14 protein-coding genes and 2 riboswitches are annotated in these 15491 nt (G+C 70.6%); of the genes, 5 read left to right on the top strand and 9 right to left on the bottom strand.

The window, feature by feature from the left end; all coding sequences use genetic code 11:
* Positions 1 to 59 precede the first annotated feature (59 nt).
* From VE614_RS06440 to VE614_RS06475, 8 genes are all read right to left on the bottom strand, one after another.
* Positions 60 to 1418 carry a dipeptide ABC transporter ATP-binding protein gene (locus tag VE614_RS06440; protein ID WP_324933447.1) on the bottom strand — a complete coding sequence of 453 codons (1359 nt, stop codon included), beginning with the start codon at positions 1416 to 1418 and terminating at the stop codon, positions 60 to 62.
* Positions 1415 to 2515, bottom strand: coding sequence for an ABC transporter ATP-binding protein (locus VE614_RS06445; RefSeq protein WP_324933450.1), 1101 nt, complete (start codon positions 2513 to 2515; stop codon positions 1415 to 1417). Before VE614_RS06445 ends, VE614_RS06440 begins: the two co-directional genes overlap by 4 nt.
* Positions 2512 to 3510: an ABC transporter permease gene (locus VE614_RS06450; protein WP_324933453.1), complete on the bottom strand. Its 999-nt coding sequence runs from the start codon at positions 3508 to 3510 to the stop codon at positions 2512 to 2514. The genes VE614_RS06445 and VE614_RS06450 overlap by 4 nt, the downstream gene beginning before the upstream one ends.
* A gap of 108 nt (positions 3511 to 3618) precedes the next feature.
* A complete protein-coding gene (locus VE614_RS06455) occupies positions 3619 to 5415 on the bottom strand; it encodes an ABC transporter substrate-binding protein (RefSeq protein ID WP_324933456.1) in 1797 nt (598 codons plus the stop codon).
* Positions 5416 to 5485: 70 nt separating this feature from the next.
* The gene (locus VE614_RS06460) at positions 5486 to 6493 is read right to left on the bottom strand and encodes an ABC transporter permease (protein ID WP_324933459.1); all 1008 of its coding nucleotides are present in this window, start codon (positions 6491 to 6493) and stop codon (positions 5486 to 5488) included.
* A 329-nt stretch (positions 6494 to 6822) separates the two neighbouring features.
* The gene (locus VE614_RS06465; protein WP_324933541.1) at positions 6823 to 7587 is read right to left on the bottom strand and encodes an enhanced serine sensitivity protein SseB C-terminal domain-containing protein; all 765 of its coding nucleotides are present in this window, start codon (positions 7585 to 7587) and stop codon (positions 6823 to 6825) included.
* Positions 7588 to 7735: 148 nt separating this feature from the next.
* Positions 7736 to 8542: an enhanced serine sensitivity protein SseB gene (locus VE614_RS06470; protein WP_324933462.1), complete on the bottom strand. Its 807-nt coding sequence runs from the start codon at positions 8540 to 8542 to the stop codon at positions 7736 to 7738.
* Between the two features lie 116 nt (positions 8543 to 8658).
* Positions 8659 to 9330, bottom strand: coding sequence for an AAA family ATPase (locus tag VE614_RS06475; protein WP_324933465.1), 672 nt, complete (start codon positions 9328 to 9330; stop codon positions 8659 to 8661).
* Positions 9331 to 9510: 180 nt separating this feature from the next.
* A riboswitch (glycine riboswitch) is annotated at positions 9511 to 9610 on the top strand.
* Positions 9611 to 9724: riboswitch (glycine riboswitch) on the top strand.
* Between the two features lie 46 nt (positions 9725 to 9770).
* Between VE614_RS06475 and gcvT the strand changes: the two genes are divergently transcribed.
* The 5 genes from gcvT to VE614_RS06500 all read left to right on the top strand — a co-directional run bounded on the left by gcvT (position 9771) and on the right by VE614_RS06500 (position 14696).
* Complete coding sequence (gene gcvT / locus VE614_RS06480) at positions 9771 to 10889, top strand: glycine cleavage system aminomethyltransferase GcvT (protein WP_324933468.1); 1119 nt, start codon at positions 9771 to 9773, stop codon at positions 10887 to 10889.
* A gap of 135 nt (positions 10890 to 11024) precedes the next feature.
* The gene (gene gcvH / locus VE614_RS06485) at positions 11025 to 11402 is read left to right on the top strand and encodes a glycine cleavage system protein GcvH (protein ID WP_324933472.1); all 378 of its coding nucleotides are present in this window, start codon (positions 11025 to 11027) and stop codon (positions 11400 to 11402) included.
* A gap of 12 nt (positions 11403 to 11414) precedes the next feature.
* Positions 11415 to 12677, top strand: a complete 1263-nt coding sequence (gene glyA / locus VE614_RS06490; protein ID WP_324933477.1) for a serine hydroxymethyltransferase — start codon at positions 11415 to 11417, stop codon at positions 12675 to 12677.
* A 64-nt stretch (positions 12678 to 12741) separates the two neighbouring features.
* Positions 12742 to 14109 (top strand): L-serine ammonia-lyase, encoded by a 1368-nt coding sequence (locus tag VE614_RS06495; RefSeq protein ID WP_324933480.1) that lies wholly within the window; start codon positions 12742 to 12744, stop codon positions 14107 to 14109.
* A gap of 44 nt (positions 14110 to 14153) precedes the next feature.
* A complete protein-coding gene (locus VE614_RS06500; RefSeq protein ID WP_324933483.1) occupies positions 14154 to 14696 on the top strand; it encodes an MOSC domain-containing protein in 543 nt (180 codons plus the stop codon).
* A gap of 18 nt (positions 14697 to 14714) precedes the next feature.
* Here VE614_RS06500 and VE614_RS06505 read toward each other — a convergent pair whose 3' ends face one another.
* Positions 14715 to 15437 (bottom strand): NADPH-dependent F420 reductase, encoded by a 723-nt coding sequence (locus VE614_RS06505; RefSeq protein ID WP_324933486.1) that lies wholly within the window; start codon positions 15435 to 15437, stop codon positions 14715 to 14717.
* Positions 15438 to 15491: the final 54 nt, after the last annotated feature.

Here is a 15491-nt window from a genome sequence, read left to right on the forward strand (position 1 = left end):
CACCTGACGACGGACCCCCGCCTTCCAAATGAAGGCGGGGGTCCGTCGTCGGTCAGGTGTCACTTCTCCTTGGCCACGGATCCCGGCGAGGTCGCCTCGGTGTCCGACGGCCGCGGCGCGGGCGCGGCGGCCTCGGTGGCACCGCTCTCCGCGGCCTCGGTCTCCGTCACGCCGGCCGGCGCCTCGTCGGCCGGCGCCTCGTGAGCCTCGGCCTTGGCGTTGCCCTTGCCCTTGGCCTTGGCGGGACCCTCGCCGTCGCCCGCCAGCTCGGCGGCCACCGCCGCCGACGTCTCCGCCGACTCCGCGAGCACCTCGTCGGCGACCAGCTCGGCCGCCTCCTTGGCGGCGGAGAGCAGGACGGTGTCCTGCGGGGCCTGGTCCTCGAAGTTCTCCGGGTGGTGGCAGGCGACCCGCTGGCCGGGGCGCAGCTCCAGCAGCGGCGGCTCGGTCGTCTTGCAGATCTCCGTCGCCTTCCAGCACCGGGTGTGGAACCGGCAGCCGGTCGGCGGGGAGATCGGCGAGGGCACGTCGCCCTTGAGCAGGATCCGCTCGCTCTTGGCGCTCTTGCGGGCCGGGTCCGGGATCGGCACCGCCGACATCAGCGCCTTGGTGTACGGGTGCATCGGCGACTTGTAGAGCAGGTCCCGGTCGGCCAGCTCCACGATCTTGCCGAGGTACATCACCGCGATACGGTCCGAGACGTGCCGGACCACCGACAGGTCGTGCGCGATGATCACGTACGTCAGGCCCAGCTCCTGCTGGAGGTCGTCCAGCAGGTTCACCACCTGCGCCTGGATCGACACGTCCAGCGCGGACACCGGCTCGTCCGCCACGACCAGCTTCGGGTTCAGCGCGAGCGCGCGGGCGATGCCGATGCGCTGGCGCTGGCCGCCGGAGAACTCGTGCGGGTAGCGGTTGTAGTGCTCGGGGTTGAGCCCGACCACCGACAGCAGCCGCTGCACTTCCTTCTTGATGCCGCCCTCGGGCTCGACGCCCTGCAGCTTGAAGGGAGCGCCGATGATCGTGCCGATGGTGTGGCGCGGGTTCAGCGACGAGTACGGGTCCTGGAAGATCATCTGCACATCGCGGCGCAGCGGACGCATGCCCGCCACCCCGAGGTGCGTGATGTCCTTGCCCTCGAACTCGACCGTGCCGCCGGTCGGCTCCAGCAGCCGGGTGATCAGCCGGCCCATCGTCGACTTGCCGCAGCCGGACTCGCCGACCACGCCCAGCGTCTCGCCGGCCCGGACCTCGAAGTCGATGCCGTCGACCGCGTGGACCGCGCCGACCTGCCGCTTGAGCAGGCCCTTCTTGATCGGGAAGTGCTTCTGCAGGCCGGTGACCTTCAGCAGCACCTCACGCTCGGCACGGGTGCCCTCGCTCTGCGCGGGAATCGTCACCGCTTTCTCGTCACTCACAGCTTCGGCGCAATCTCTTCGGTCCAGATACGCTCCCGCTGCTCCTGCGACATGTGGCAGGCGGCCCAGTGCCGGCTGCCGACCTCGGTCAGCTCCGGGCGGACCGTGCGGGTGACGTTGTCCTTCGGCAGGTCCGCGTACGGGCAGCGCGGGTTGAAGGCGCAGCCCGACGGGACGTTGATGAGCGAGGGCGGGGAGCCCTTGACCGGGATCAGCCGCTCCTGCTGGTCGCGGTCGAGGCGCGGCATCGAGCCGAGCAGACCCCAGGTGTAGGGGTGGCGGGGCTCGTAGAACACCTTCTCCGCGGGCCCGCGCTCGACGCACCGGCCGCCGTACATCACCAGGAGGTCGTCGGCCAGCTCGGCGACGACGCCCAGGTCGTGGGTGATGATGATGACCGCCGAGCCGAACTCCTTCTGCAGATCCCGGATCAGGTCCAGGATCTGCGCCTGGACGGTGACGTCCAGGGCGGTGGTCGGCTCGTCCGCGATGAGCAGCTCGGGGTTGTTGACCAGCGACATCGCGATCATCGCGCGCTGGCGCATACCGCCGGAGAACTCGTGCGGGTAGTTGTCGACGCGCTTGTCGGGCTGCGGGATGCCCACCCGGTCGAGCATCTCGACCGCACGCCGCTTGGCGGTCTTCTTGTCGACGTCGTGGTGGATCCGGTACGCCTCCACGATCTGCTGGCCGATCGTGTAGTACGGGTGCAGCGCGGACAGCGGGTCCTGGAAGATCATCGCCATCTCGCGGCCGCGCATCCGGCGCACCTGGTCCGGGTCCGCGGACAGCAGCTCGGTGCCGTTCAGCCAGATCTCGCCGGAGATCCGCGGCTTGCGCTTGCCGTAGTTGCCGGCCGTGTGCAGGCCCATGATGCCGAGCGAGGTCACCGACTTGCCGGAGCCGGACTCGCCCACGATACCGAGGGTCTTGCCCTTCTCCAGCTGGAAGCTGAGCCCGTCGACGGACTTCACCAGACCGTCGTCCGTGGGGAAGTGCACCTTCAGGTCGCGCACTTCCAGGAAGGCGGTGGGCGTCGCGCCGGTGCCGGGGGTGGGCTCGCCCACGGCCGCGCCGGTCTTGCTGAGTTCGGTCATGAGAGCCTCACTCGGGGGTCGATCACGGCGTACAGGACGTCCACCACGAGGTTGGCGATGAGCACCGCGAGAGAAGTGATCAGGGTGACGCCCAGGATGATGGGCAGGTCCTGGTTCTTGATCGCGTTCAGTACGGCCTGGCCGAGGCCGGGCAGGGAGAACGTGGTCTCGGTCAGGATCGCCCCGCCGATGAGGGCGCCGAGGTCCATGCCGAGCATGGTGAGGATGGGCGTCATCGTGGAGCGCATGGCGTGCTTGCGGATGACGACCGGCTCCCGCAGGCCCTTGGCGCGGGCGGTGCGGATGTAGTCCTCGCCGAGGATCTCCAGCATGGTGGCGCGGGTGATGCGGGCGTACATCGCCGCGTAGAGGAAGGCCAGGGTGATCCAGGGCAGGATCATGCCGTCCAGCCAGCCGCTGAGGCCGTCCTCCAGGGGCGCGTACTCACCGTTGATCCAGCCGAGGCCGTAGGAGAAGATCGCCAGGCTGAGCAGACCGGTGAAGTAGATGGGCAGGGAGACACCCGCCAGGGCGACGATCATCGCGCCGCGGTCCCAGAGGCTGCCCCGCTTGAGGGCGGAGAGCACACCGGCGGCGAGGCCGAAGAGCAGCCACAGGACGGCCGCGCCGAGCGCCAGGCCCAGGGTCACCGGGAAGCGGTCGGTCAGCACCGGCCAGATGGCCTGCTCGCTGCGGAAGGAGTAGCCGAAGCACGGGGCGGCGCACTGCGTGACGTCACCGCCGCCGGAGTAGGTCCGGCCGACGAAGATGCCCTTGAAGAACTCCCAGACCTGCGCGTAGATCGGGTCGCCGAGGCCCAGCTTCTCCCGCACGCCTTCGACGGCGGCGGGGTCGGCCTGCTTGCCCACGAAGTTCAGGGCGACGTCGACGCCCGCCCACTTGGGGATGAGGAAGAAGATGCTGAAGACCACCACGACGATGACCACGAGCATCATTACGGCGGCGAACAACCGCCTGATGAGGTAAGTGAGCACAGCTAACGGCCCGCCGCGGGACCGCGGGCCGCCGGAGGTCGTCCGGGGCCCGCGGTCACGCCGCGCCGGCCTTCACCTGCCTTTCGTGCCGTACGGCGGGTGTGCCGGTTACTTCGTGTTCTTCAGACCGAGGTTGACGAAGTCGTACTGACCGCTGTAGGCGTCAGTGGTGTAGACGTTCGCCAGCCGGTCCGAGCGCCAGTTGAGGAACCGCTCGAAGACGAAGGGCAGGTAGTACGCGCCCTCCATCACCTTGTGGTTGATCTCCGTGGCGATGCGAACCCGCTCGGCGTCGTCCAGCGTCTTGGTGTACTCACCGAAGAGGCCGTCGATCGCCTTGTCGTTGATGAGCGCGTAGTTGTTGTTGGCGCTCTCGAGGATGTACTTGCTGTGCCAGAGCGGCAGACCGAAGCCCTGGACGGACGGGAAGTCCGCGCCCCAGCCCATGATGATGATGCCGTAGCCCTTCTTCTTCACGTTCGAGGGGCTGCCGACGACGCTGGAGTTCTGCGCACCGTCGTACTGGTCGATCTCGACGTCGATGCCGACCTTCTTCAGCGACGCCTGGAGCGACTCGGCGGTGGCCACCTCGGCGGGCTTGTTGTTGCGGACCGCGATCTTGGTCTTGAAGCCGTTCGGCTTGCCGCAGGCCTTCAGCTCTTCCTTGGCCTTGGCGGCGTTGCCGCTCTTGTTCGCACCGGCCATGCCGTACGGGTCGTACTTCTGGCCCTCGCCGCCCGGGATGCCCGGGGGCAGCATGTTGGTGCCGATGTCACCGCCGGCGACGGGGCCGCCGCGCGCGGTCTGGAGGGAGACGTGGTCGGCGCCGTAGAGCACCGCCTTGCGGCAGTGGATGTTGTCGAACGGCTTCACGTTCTGCGCGAGGGCCGCGTAGCGGATGTAGCCGGAGACCGGGTTGTCCAGGTTGTCCTTGTGCTCCTTCAGGGCGGTGGAACGGCCCTGCGGGGAGAGGCTGGTCTGGGCCAGGTCCAGGTCGTAGTCACCGGCGATCAGCCGGGCGTCCAGGTCGTTGGCGTTCGAGAAGAACTTGACCGTGATCTTGTCCGGGTACGCCTTGCGGACCGGGTCCGAGGACTGCTTCCACGCGGTGTTGCGGACCAGCGTCAGGTCCTTGCCCGGGTTGTAGGACTCGAACTTGTACGGGCCGGAGGAGAACGGGCGCAGCGCGTACTTGGACTTGGTGTCCTTGTCCTGGCGGACCGGGGAGGCCGAGATGAGGGCCAGCATCTCCTCGAAGTCGGAGTTGGCCGCCGGGAGCTTGAAGACGATGGTCTTGTCGTTCGGCGTCTCGATGGCCTTCAGGCCGAGCTTGTCCGCGGACTTGTCCTTGTACGGGCCCTGGTACTCGCCCTTGGGGTCGAGCACCTCCTTCAGGTACGTCGGGCCGCCGGACAGCACGTCCTGCGCCCACACACGCTCGATGCCGTACTTGATGTCCTTGGACGTGATCGGCTTGCCGTCCTCCCACGTGATGTCGTCACGCAGGGTGTACGTGTAGGTCTTGCCGTCGTCGCTGATCTTGGCGAGACCGGTGGCGAGGTCCGGGGTCAGCTCGGTGCCGGCCTTGCCGGGCTCCGTCTTGTTCGTGACGAGCTGGCGGCTGTAGTAGCGCGCGAAGTTCCACATGAAGCCGTAGTAACCGCGGGTGGTGTCCCACGAGTCGGCGTCCTGCGGGGCGGCGAACTTCAGGGTGCCGCCCTTCTTGGCGAGGTCGGCCTGGGCGACCTTGTTGTTGGCGGCGTTGAAGCCGGCCGCGCCGTTCTTCGACCCCTTGTCGCTGTCCTTGCCACCGCCGCCGCACGCCGCCGTGGTCAGCAGCGCGGCGACCACCGCGGCAGCGGCCATGGCCTGCTTGCGCCGCCCTGAGGTGCGTTGGGTAGTCACGATCTCGGATCCTCCGGAATTGATGAGAGACCCCGTGTCTTGCGCCACGGGACACTTGCGGTACGGCAGTTCAGCGGGAGCCCTTCGGGTCGAGCGCGTCGCGCACGCCGTCGCCGAAGAGGTTGAAGGCCAGAACGGTGATGAAGATCGCCACACCCGGGATCACCATGTACATGGGGTCCGAGTCGTAGTAGTCGATCGCGTTCGAGAGCATCTGCCCCCAGGAGGGCGTGGGCGGCTTGACGCCGACGCCCAGGAAGCTGAGTGCCGCCTCGGTGAGGATGTTGGTGGGAATCATCATCGTCGTGTACACGATGATGGGCGCGACCAGGTTGGGCAGCAGCTCCTTGAACAGGATGTAGAACCGCCCGGCACCCAGCGAGCGGGCCGCCTCGACGTACTCGCGTTCACGCAGCGAGAGCGTCTGGCCGCGCACCACGCGTCCGATGTAGGGCCAGCCGAAGAAGCCGATGACCAGGATCATCACGAACAGGCGCACGCCGGTGCCGGTCAGGCCCAGCATCTCGCTCGGCATGACGGAGACCAGGGCGATGATGAACAGCAGCTGCGGGAAGGCGAGCAGACCGTCCATGACCCGGCTGATGACCGTGTCGACCCAGCCGCCGAAGAAGCCGGCGAGGATGCCGAGGACGGTGCCGAGGACGACGGCGACGATCGCCGACAGGAAACCGACGAGCAGCGAGATCCTGGCGCCGTAGACGATCCGGGCGAAGATGTCGCGGCCGTTGACCGGCTCGACACCCAGCCAGTGCTCCCCGCTGATGCCGCCGAACGAGCCGATCGGCGTGCCGAACAGCGGGTCGATCAAGTCCTCGTGGTGGGCCTCGGGGTCCTGTCCGACCAGGCTGGTGATCACCGGCGCGAGGACGGCGACCAGGATCAGGAACAGCACCACGATGCCGCCCGCGAGGGCCAGCTTGTCGCGCTTGAGTCGCTCCCAGGCGATCCGGCCCAGGGAACGCCCCTGAACGGCCTTGGCGTCGCCGCCGGCCAGCGCCGCTTCCTCGGCCGCACTCGGAGCCGCTTCCGCGGTCGGCTCGTGCAATGGTGCCGTCATCTGGCAGGGACCCCTCTCAACCGGCGGTAGCCGGCCCGCACTTGCCGCTGTAGCGGCGTGATCAGTCCGTCGTACACAGGGGCGAACACCCGGGCGAACACCCCTGGAGCGGGAGTCTTCAACGCTTTGGCGATCTGTTGCCAGACTTGACGGTGAATGGATGCGTAACCGTGATGCTGTCTGCCGGGTTCCGTTATCCGAACAGGGCGTAACGCGGGCCGGACGGGTGCAAGTTGGGGCAATTGGAGCAAGACGGGTCCTTCCGCCCCACGTCTACGCGCGCAGAGACGGCCGTGCTCCGGACCTGACCGGGATGCGGACGGCCGGGGTCAGTACCGGCCCGGGACCGGCGGGACCGGGGGGTAGCCGTAGCCGGCCGCGGGGGACTGCGCCGGGGCGGCGTGCGCCTCGCGGTCGTAGAACGGGCGGGCGTGGGCGCGCAGCCACATCGCGACCGGGTCGTACTCGTCGGACATCGCGACCGTCGACACGGGCAGGCCGTCCGGCACGGCGCCGATGGACTGCTGCATCATCGCGCGCACCGAGTCCACGGCGGCCGGGGAGGTGTCGTACACGTCCAGGCCGATGGCGAGATACGGCGCCCCCAGGGCGGGCTGCACCCAGGCGCGGCGCAGCGAGCGGACGGCCGGGGTGCGGTGGGCGTTCTGGGTGAGCAGGGCGTAGAACGCGGGGATCTCGATGGTCGGCTCGGCCAGCCGCAGCGGACCGGCGGGCTGGCGGTCCAGACCGGTGGCGATCCGGCGCAGGTCCAGCCACGGGATGCCGACACCGCCGCCCGGGGCGTGCGGGTTCAGCCACAGGCCGTAGTGTTCGGGGTAGAGGGTGCGGGCCACGTCGACGCCGTCGACCACCTCGTAGCTGCGGTTCCAGCCGCTCGCGGACAGCTCCTGGGCGGAGGTGACGCAGGGCGCGTAACCGTACCCGTCGACCTCCATGGTGCCGTACTGGGCGTCGGGGCTGCCGGCCTGGCCGTGCCACAGCAGCATCCAGACCTGGCCGGAGGACGGGGTCGCGAGGGCGCGCAGCAGGGCCTCGTAGGCGTCGTAGCGGCCGGGAGTGACCTGGCGCAGCATGTGCTCGACCTGGCCTGCAGCGGCCGTGCCAGCGCTCACTCTTCAACGCCCCTTCGTACAAAGCCCTCTTTTTGAGCCGTGACCCTAGCTTAAGGGTGCCTGCCGAGTCCGGGCTCGGTGCCGTCTCGCGGGTGCGGGTGGTTTGTGGTCAATCGCGCAGTTCCCCGCGCCCCTGGTCTCGCCCGGCCCGCGTGTAGAAGGGCCGTATCCTCTCGCGCATCCAGTGCCCCACCGGGTCCTCGGCGACGTCGAGGAGGACGAGGTTGACGGGCCACTTGACCGGGGTCCTGCCGAGGGCGCGGCCGAGGGCGTCCAGGGGGGCGACACGGGCCTCGCCCTCCCAGTGGGAGAGTTCGACGCCGACGAACATGACGGGGTCGGCGGTCTCGACGGCGGCCAGGCAGCGGCGGGCCGTCAGGACCACGCCGGTGCCGTCGAACTCGGCGGACGCAGCGGAGAGGAAGTCGACGGGGTCGTCCTGCCAGTCCGGTTCGAAGAGGCGGACCCGGCCGCCGGTGCCCGGGCCGTCGAGCGGGGTGCGGCCGGTCCGGCAGAGTTCGGCGACGGCGGGCGGGGGCAGCGGGACGCCGACGACACCGCCGGGGTTGAGGGCGATGCCCGCCTGCGGGGGCAGGCCGCGGGCGAACTCGACGGCGGGGGCGATGGTGTACGGCATGTGGGCGCCGGCGGCCTGGCGGAGCTGTTCCTCGGAGCTGAACACCGGCACGTAGGCCTGGCCGTCGATCTCCATGCCCGGCAGGTCGAGGGCGGCGCTGTCCGGTCCGCCGCCGCTCGGCAGCGGCACCCAGACGAAGCTGCGGCCGAGCACCTCGAGGATGCGCCCCGAGGCCGAGGGGCCCGCGCCGAGCGACGCGGACAGCACCTCCTCCAGCTCGTTGCCGGGCCAGCCGCCGTGCGGCTGGGGGTGTGCGGAGAAGTCCCCCGGGAAGTCCATCTGCCTACCGCCTGCGTCGAACCACTGCGTGCCCGCCCAGGCTAGCGGGTGCCGGTGACACACCCTCCGCGAGGCGGGCGGCCCCGCCCGCCCCGCTCCCCCGCGCCCACCCGCCCTCACCCGGTGAACCCGATCCGCCGCAGCGCGTCCGCCGCGTCGCGGTCCAGCAGGATCGCCGAGCCGCAGCCGCGGGGCAGGTCGCCGCGCTCGGCGGCGCGCAGCAGACGGGTGGCGGCGGCGCGGTGGCGCAGGAACGCGTACCGCGAGACGCCGCGGCCCCGCGCGCGCTGGCCGGCCAGGGCCTGCTCGGGGGTGACGTCCAGCAGCAGCAGATGCAGGGTGCCGCCGCGGCGGCGGGCCTCGCGGGCCAGCCAGCGGCGCACCCAGGCCTGCGTGCCGCAGTCGTGGACGACGACGCCCTCGCCGGCGCGCAGGGCGCGGCGCAGCCCGACGTAGTGCGCGAGGCGGACCAGGGGGCGGTAGAGCGCGTACGGCAGGAAGCGGGGCATCCGCTGCGCCCAGCGGTCGCGGGTGTCCTGGGAGTCGACGCGCCGGGCGCCGCGCACCGCGCGGTGCATCAGGGTGGACTTGCCGCTGCCGGGCAGGCCGGTGACGACGGCGAGGTCCTTGGGGCCGAAGAGCAGGGCGTGCGGGCTGCGGCCGGCGCGCTCGCGCAGGTCGCGGACTAGGGGGGACGGCAGCGGGGCGGACGCCTCCCCGGCCGGCGCGGCCGGCTGCCGGGGCGCCGCGATGCCGGCGGTGGTCGCGTACGCCGTGGTCCTGTTCACCGTGATCGTCCTCCCATGGGGCGGTTCACGAGTTCCCATCCCCGTTGAGTGTAAAGAGAAGGTAATGCGCGATGCCTCGCATTTTCGTTCTCGTAGCGCCACAGCCCGGTTACAGATCGCGGCCTGCCACGATCCGGCGCGGCGTGCAATGATGTGCGCGCCAACTGCATACCGGCCGCTTGAATCCGCGCGGGAGAGTCCCCGGCCACCGTGTCGCCGGGGCGCCGAAGGAGCAAGTCCCTCCCTTGAATCTCTCAGGCCCCGTTACCGCGCGGGCGAGGCACATCTGAAAAGCGGGCCGCTCGCGCAGCGGCTCCACCCAAGGTGCAAGCCGTGACTACCCATCGCGGGGGTCATGGCGAACCTCTCAGGTTCCGATGACAGATGGGGAGGACTTTCCTCGCCCGTTCTGCGTTCATGCCCTGGGAGACGACCGACCGATGAGCAGTACCGCACTCCGCCATACCGCGCTCGATGCCCTGCACCGGTCGCTCGGCGCGACGATGACCGACTTCGCCGGCTGGGACATGCCGCTGCGCTACGGCTCCGAGCGCGACGAGCACCTCGCCGTCCGCACCAAGGCGGGCCTCTTCGACCTCTCGCACATGGGCGAGATCACCGTCACCGGCCCGCAGGCCGCGGCGCTGCTGAACTACGCGCTGGTCGGCAACATCGCCTCCGTCGGCGTGGGCCGCGCCCGCTACACCATGATCTGCCAGGAGGACGGCGGCATCCTCGACGACCTGATCGTCTACCGCCTGGCCGAGAACGAGTACATGGTCGTCGCCAACGCCTCCAACGCCCAGGTGGTGCTGGACGCGCTGACCGGGCGGGCCGCCGGTTTCGACGCCGAGGTGCGCGACGACCGGGACGCGTACGCGCTGATCGCGGTGCAGGGCCCGGAGTCCCCGGGGATCCTCGCCGCGCTGACCGACGCCGACCTGGACGGCCTGAAGTACTACGCCGGACTGCCCGGCACCGTCGCCGGGGTCCCCGCGCTGATCGCCCGCACCGGCTACACCGGTGAGGACGGCTTCGAGCTGTTCGTGAAGCCGGAGCACGCCGTGGAGCTGTGGCAGGCGCTGACCGGGGCGGGCGCGGGCGTGGGCCTGGTCCCGTGCGGGCTGTCCTGCCGCGACACCCTGCGCCTGGAAGCGGGCATGCCGCTGTACGGGCACGAGCTGTCGACCTCGCTGACCCCGTTCGACGCCGGACTCGGCCGGGTGGTGAAGTTCGAGAAGGACGGCGACTTCGTGGGCCGCGCCGCGCTCGCCGAGGCCGCCGAGCACGCCGCGCAGAACCCGCCGCGCGTCCTGGTCGGGCTGGTCGCCGAGGGCCGCCGCGTCCCGCGCGCCGGGTACGCGGTGGTCGCCGGCGGCGAGGTCGTCGGCGAGGTCACCTCCGGGGCGCCGTCCCCGACCCTGGGCAAGCCGATCGCCATGGCCTACGTCGACGCCGCGCACGCGGCGCCCGGCACACCCGGCGTCGGCGTGGACATCCGGGGCACCCACGAGCCGTACGAGGTCGTGGCGCTCCCCTTCTACAAGCGCCGGAAGTAGTCCCCGCGCGCGGCCCCCGCATGCGACCGCCACCTGCGACCGCCCCGTGAGACCGCGCACATTTCCGCTGCTCACGCACGGTCGTGGCAGTCCCCCATTCATCATCACTCCCCCGCGTACAGGAGAATTCAGGCCATGAGCAACCCCCAGCAGCTGCGCTACAGCAAGGAACACGAGTGGCTGTCGGCCGCCGAGGACGGCGTCGCGACGGTCGGCATCACCGAGTTCGCGGCGAACGCGCTCGGCGATGTCGTCTACGCCCAGCTCCCCGAGGTGGGCTCCGAGGTGGCCGCGGGCGAGACCTGCGGCGAACTGGAGTCCACCAAGTCCGTCAGCGACCTGTACTCCCCGGTCTCCGGTGAGGTCGTCGAGATCAACGAGGACGTCGTCAACGACCCGTCGCTGGTGAACTCCGCGCCCTTCGAGGGCGGCTGGCTGTTCAAGGTGCGGATCGCGGAGGAGCCGGCCGACCTGCTCTCCGCCGACGAGTACGCCGCCCACACCGCCGGCTAGGAGCCGCCACCGATGACTGTCCTGAACACGCCCCTGCACGAGCTGGACCCGGACGTCGCCGCCGCGGTCGACGCCGAGCTGCGCCGCCAGCAGTCCACGCTGGAGATGATCGCCTCCGAGAACTTCGCCCCGCTGGCGGTCATGGAGGCGCAGGGCTCCGTCCTCACCAACAAGTACGCCGAGGGCTACCCCGGCCGCCGCTACTACGGCGGCTGCGAGCACGTCGACGTCACCGAGCGGATCGCGATCGAGCGGGTCAAGGAGCTGTTCGGCGCCGAGTACGCCAACGTGCAGCCGCACTCGGGCGCCTCCGCCAACCAGGCCGCCCTGTTCGCCATGGCCCAGCCGGGCGACACCATCCTGGGCCTGGACCTGGCGCACGGCGGCCACCTCACCCACGGCATGCGGCTGAACTTCTCCGGCAAGCAGTTCAACGTGGTCGCCTACCACGTGGACGAGGCCGGCCTGGTCGACATGGCCGAGGTCGAGCGGCTCGCCAAGGAGCACCGCCCGAAGGTGATCATCGCCGGCTGGTCGGCCTACCCCCGGCAGCTGGACTTCGCCGAGTTCCGCCGGATCGCCGACGAGGTCGAGGCGTACCTGTGGGTCGACATGGCGCACTTCGCGGGCCTGGTCGCGGCCGGTCTCCACCCCAACCCGGTGGAGTACGCCGACGTGGTGACCTCCACCACCCACAAGACGCTGGGCGGCCCGCGCGGCGGGATCATCCTCGCCCGGCAGGACCTCGGCAAGAAGCTGAACTCGTCCGTCTTCCCGGGCTTCCAGGGCGGCCCCCTGGAGCACGTGATCGCGGCCAAGGCGGTCTCCTTCAAGATCGCCGCCTCGGAGGAGTTCAAGGAGCGCCAGCGCCGTACAGTGGAAGGCGCGCAGATCCTCGCCGAGCGGCTGACCGCGCCGGACGCCCGCGAGGCCGGGATCAACGTCCTCAGCGGCGGCACCGACGTCCACCTCGTCCTGGTCGACCTGCGCGACTCCGAGCTGGACGGCCGGCAGGCCGAGGACCGCCTCCACGAGGTGGGCATCACCGTCAACCGCAACGCGGTCCCCAACGACCCGCGGCCGCCGATGGTGACGTCCGGTCTGCGGATCGGCACGCCCGCCCTCGCCACCCGCGGCTTCACGGCCGAGGACTTCCGCGAGGTCGCGGACGTGATCGCGGAAGCGCTCAAGCCGTCCTGCGACGTCGAGGCGCTGAAGTCCAGGGTCACCGCCCTGGCGGACAAGCACCCGCTCTACCCGAGCGTCGGCAAGTAAGCACCACCCCGCGCGGGGCACCCCACCGGGTGCCCCGCCACCACCCGCATTTGAGGAGTCTGACGTGGCCATCTCGGTCTTCGACCTGTTCTCGATCGGCATCGGCCCGTCCAGTTCCCACACCGTGGGCCCGATGCGCGCGGCGCGCATGTTCGCCCGCCGGCTGCGCAACGAGGGCGTACTGGACTCGGTCGCCTCGGTGCGCACCGAGCTGTACGGCTCGCTGGGCGCCACCGGCCACGGCCACGGCACCCCGAAGGCCGTGCTGCTCGGCCTGGAGGGCGACTCGCCGCGCACCGTCGACGTGGAGAGCGCCGACGAGCGCGTGGAGCGCATCAAGGAGTCGGGCCGGATCCGGCTGCTCGGCGAGCGGGAGATCGCGTTCTCCTTCGACGACGACCTGGTCCTGCACCGCCGCAAGACCCTCCCCTACCACGCCAACGGCATGACGCTGTGGGCGTACGACGCCGACGGCACCGAGCTGCTGACCAAGACGTACTACTCGGTCGGCGGCGGCTTCGTCGTGGACGAGGACGCGGTCGGCGCGGACCGGATCAAGCTCGACGACACGGTCCTGAAGTACCCCTTCCGCACGGGCGACGAACTGCTGCGCCTGACGAAGGAGACCGGCCTGTCGATCTCCGCGCTGATGCTGGAGAACGAGCGGGCCTGGCGCACCGAGGACGAGATCCGCGCGGGCCTGCTGGAGATCTGGCGGGTCATGCGGGAGTGCGTGGACCGCGGCATGTCCCGCGAGGGCATCCTGCCGGGCGGGCTGCGCGTCAAGCGCCGCGCCGCGACCACCGCGCGCAAGCTGCGCTCCGAGGGCGACCCGCTGGCCCTGGCGATGGAGTGGATCACCCTCTACGCCATGGCCGTCAACGAGGAGAACGCGGCCGGCGGGCGCGTGGTGACCGCCCCGACCAACGGCGCCGCCGGGATCATCCCCGCGGTCCTGCACTACTACATCAACTTCGTGCCCGGCGCCGACGAGGACGGCGTGGTCCGCTTCCTGCTCGCCGCCGGCGCCATCGGCATGCTCTTCAAGGAGAACGCCTCCATCTCCGGCGCCGAGGTCGGCTGCCAGGGCGAGGTCGGCTCGGCCTGCTCCATGGCGGCCGGAGCCCTGGCCGAGGTGCTGGGCGGCTCCCCCGAGCAGGTGGAGAACGCCGCCGAGATCGGCATGGAGCACAACCTGGGCCTCACCTGCGACCCGGTCGGCGGCCTGGTGCAGATCCCGTGCATCGAGCGCAACGGCATGGCCGCGGTGAAGGCCGTCACGGCGGCGCGGATGGCGATGCGCGGCGACGGCTCGCACAAGGTGTCCCTGGACAAGGTCATCAAGACCATGAAGGACACCGGCGCGGACATGTCCGTGAAGTACAAGGAAACCGCCCGGGGCGGGCTGGCGGTCAACATCATCGAGTGCTGATCGCCGCGGGACGCGCCCCTCGGACGGCGGATACGCTCCCACCCATGGGTGGGACGATCGCTGCGGTCAGCAGCAACGAGACGTACTCCTTCTCCAAGCCGAACCGCGAGAGCATCACGCTCGTCGCCGGCCTCGGCGTCGAGGGGGACGTGCACGCCGGCACGACGGTGAAACACCGCAGCCGGATGGAGAGGGACCCCTCGCAGCCCAATCTGCGCCAGGTGCACCTGATCCACCAGGAGCTGTTCGACGAGGTCCGCGCGGCCGGTTTCGTGGTCGCCGCCGGGCAGCTCGGCGAGAACGTCACCACGCGCGGCATCGATCTGCTGGGCCTGCCGCAGGGCACCCTGCTGCACCTCGGGGACGAGGCCGTCGTCGAGGTGACCGGGCTGCGCAACCCGTGCGCGCAGATCGACGGACTCCAGGACGGGCTGATGAAGCAGCTCGTCGGGCGGGACGCCGAAGGGGAGGTGTGGCGCCGGGCCGGGATCATGAGCGTCGTGCTGACCGGCGGCGTGGTGCGGCCCGGGGACCCGGTGCGGGTCGAGCTGCCGGACGGGCCGCACACACCGCTGGACGTCGTCTGAGCCGACGGCGGCGGGAGCCTAGCCCCGGAACTCCGGACTGCGGTCCGGGGAGGCCTCGGCCAGCGCCTTGGTGACGCCCTCCACTCCGGCCCGCAGACCGTACACCGGGGTGCCGGGCTGCTGGCGCCAGGAGTCGTCGAGGCCGCCCGCGTCGACCGTGTCGAAGCCGAGGTCGTCGATCAGCGCACGGACCTTCCGCTTGGCCTCCTCGTCGTCGCCGGCGACCGGGACGGCGATCCGCTCCGGGTCACCGGCCGGGCGCGGGCCGTCGAGGAGGTCCTGGGCGTAGGTGCCGTTGAAGGCCTTGATCACGGGGTGGCCGAGCCGCCGCTGCGTCCAGCGGCTCTCGGTGATGCCCTCGTCCTCGATCTCCGCGATCCGGCCGTCCCGCTCCCGCGGGTAGTAGTTGCCGGTGTCGATGACGGCGACCCCGTCCGCCGCCTCGCCGAGCAGGCCGGCCGGCAGGTCCGGCACCGCCTTCACCGGGATCGCGACGATGACGATCTCGGCGTCGCGCGCCGCCTCCGCCACCGGGACGGCTGTCGCCCCGGTCTCCTCCGCGAGAGCCGTGAGGGTGTGCGGTCCACGGGAGTTCGCCACGGAGACCTTGTGACCGAGGGCGGTGAGCCGCCGGGTGAGGTTGCCGCCGATGTTTCCCGCGCCGATGATGCCGATCTGCATGGCCGGCCTTTCCGAGTGACGTGTCGCTGAACGAGTGTTCCGCTGTGTGAGGAGCGACAACCGCGGGGACGGACGGGCTATTCCGGCCGTACGGCGAAACGGGTGACGGATGAC

The sequence above is a fragment of the Streptomyces sp. genome (genome assembly GCF_035645055.1).
Lineage (GTDB): Bacteria > Actinomycetota > Actinomycetes > Streptomycetales > Streptomycetaceae > Streptomyces.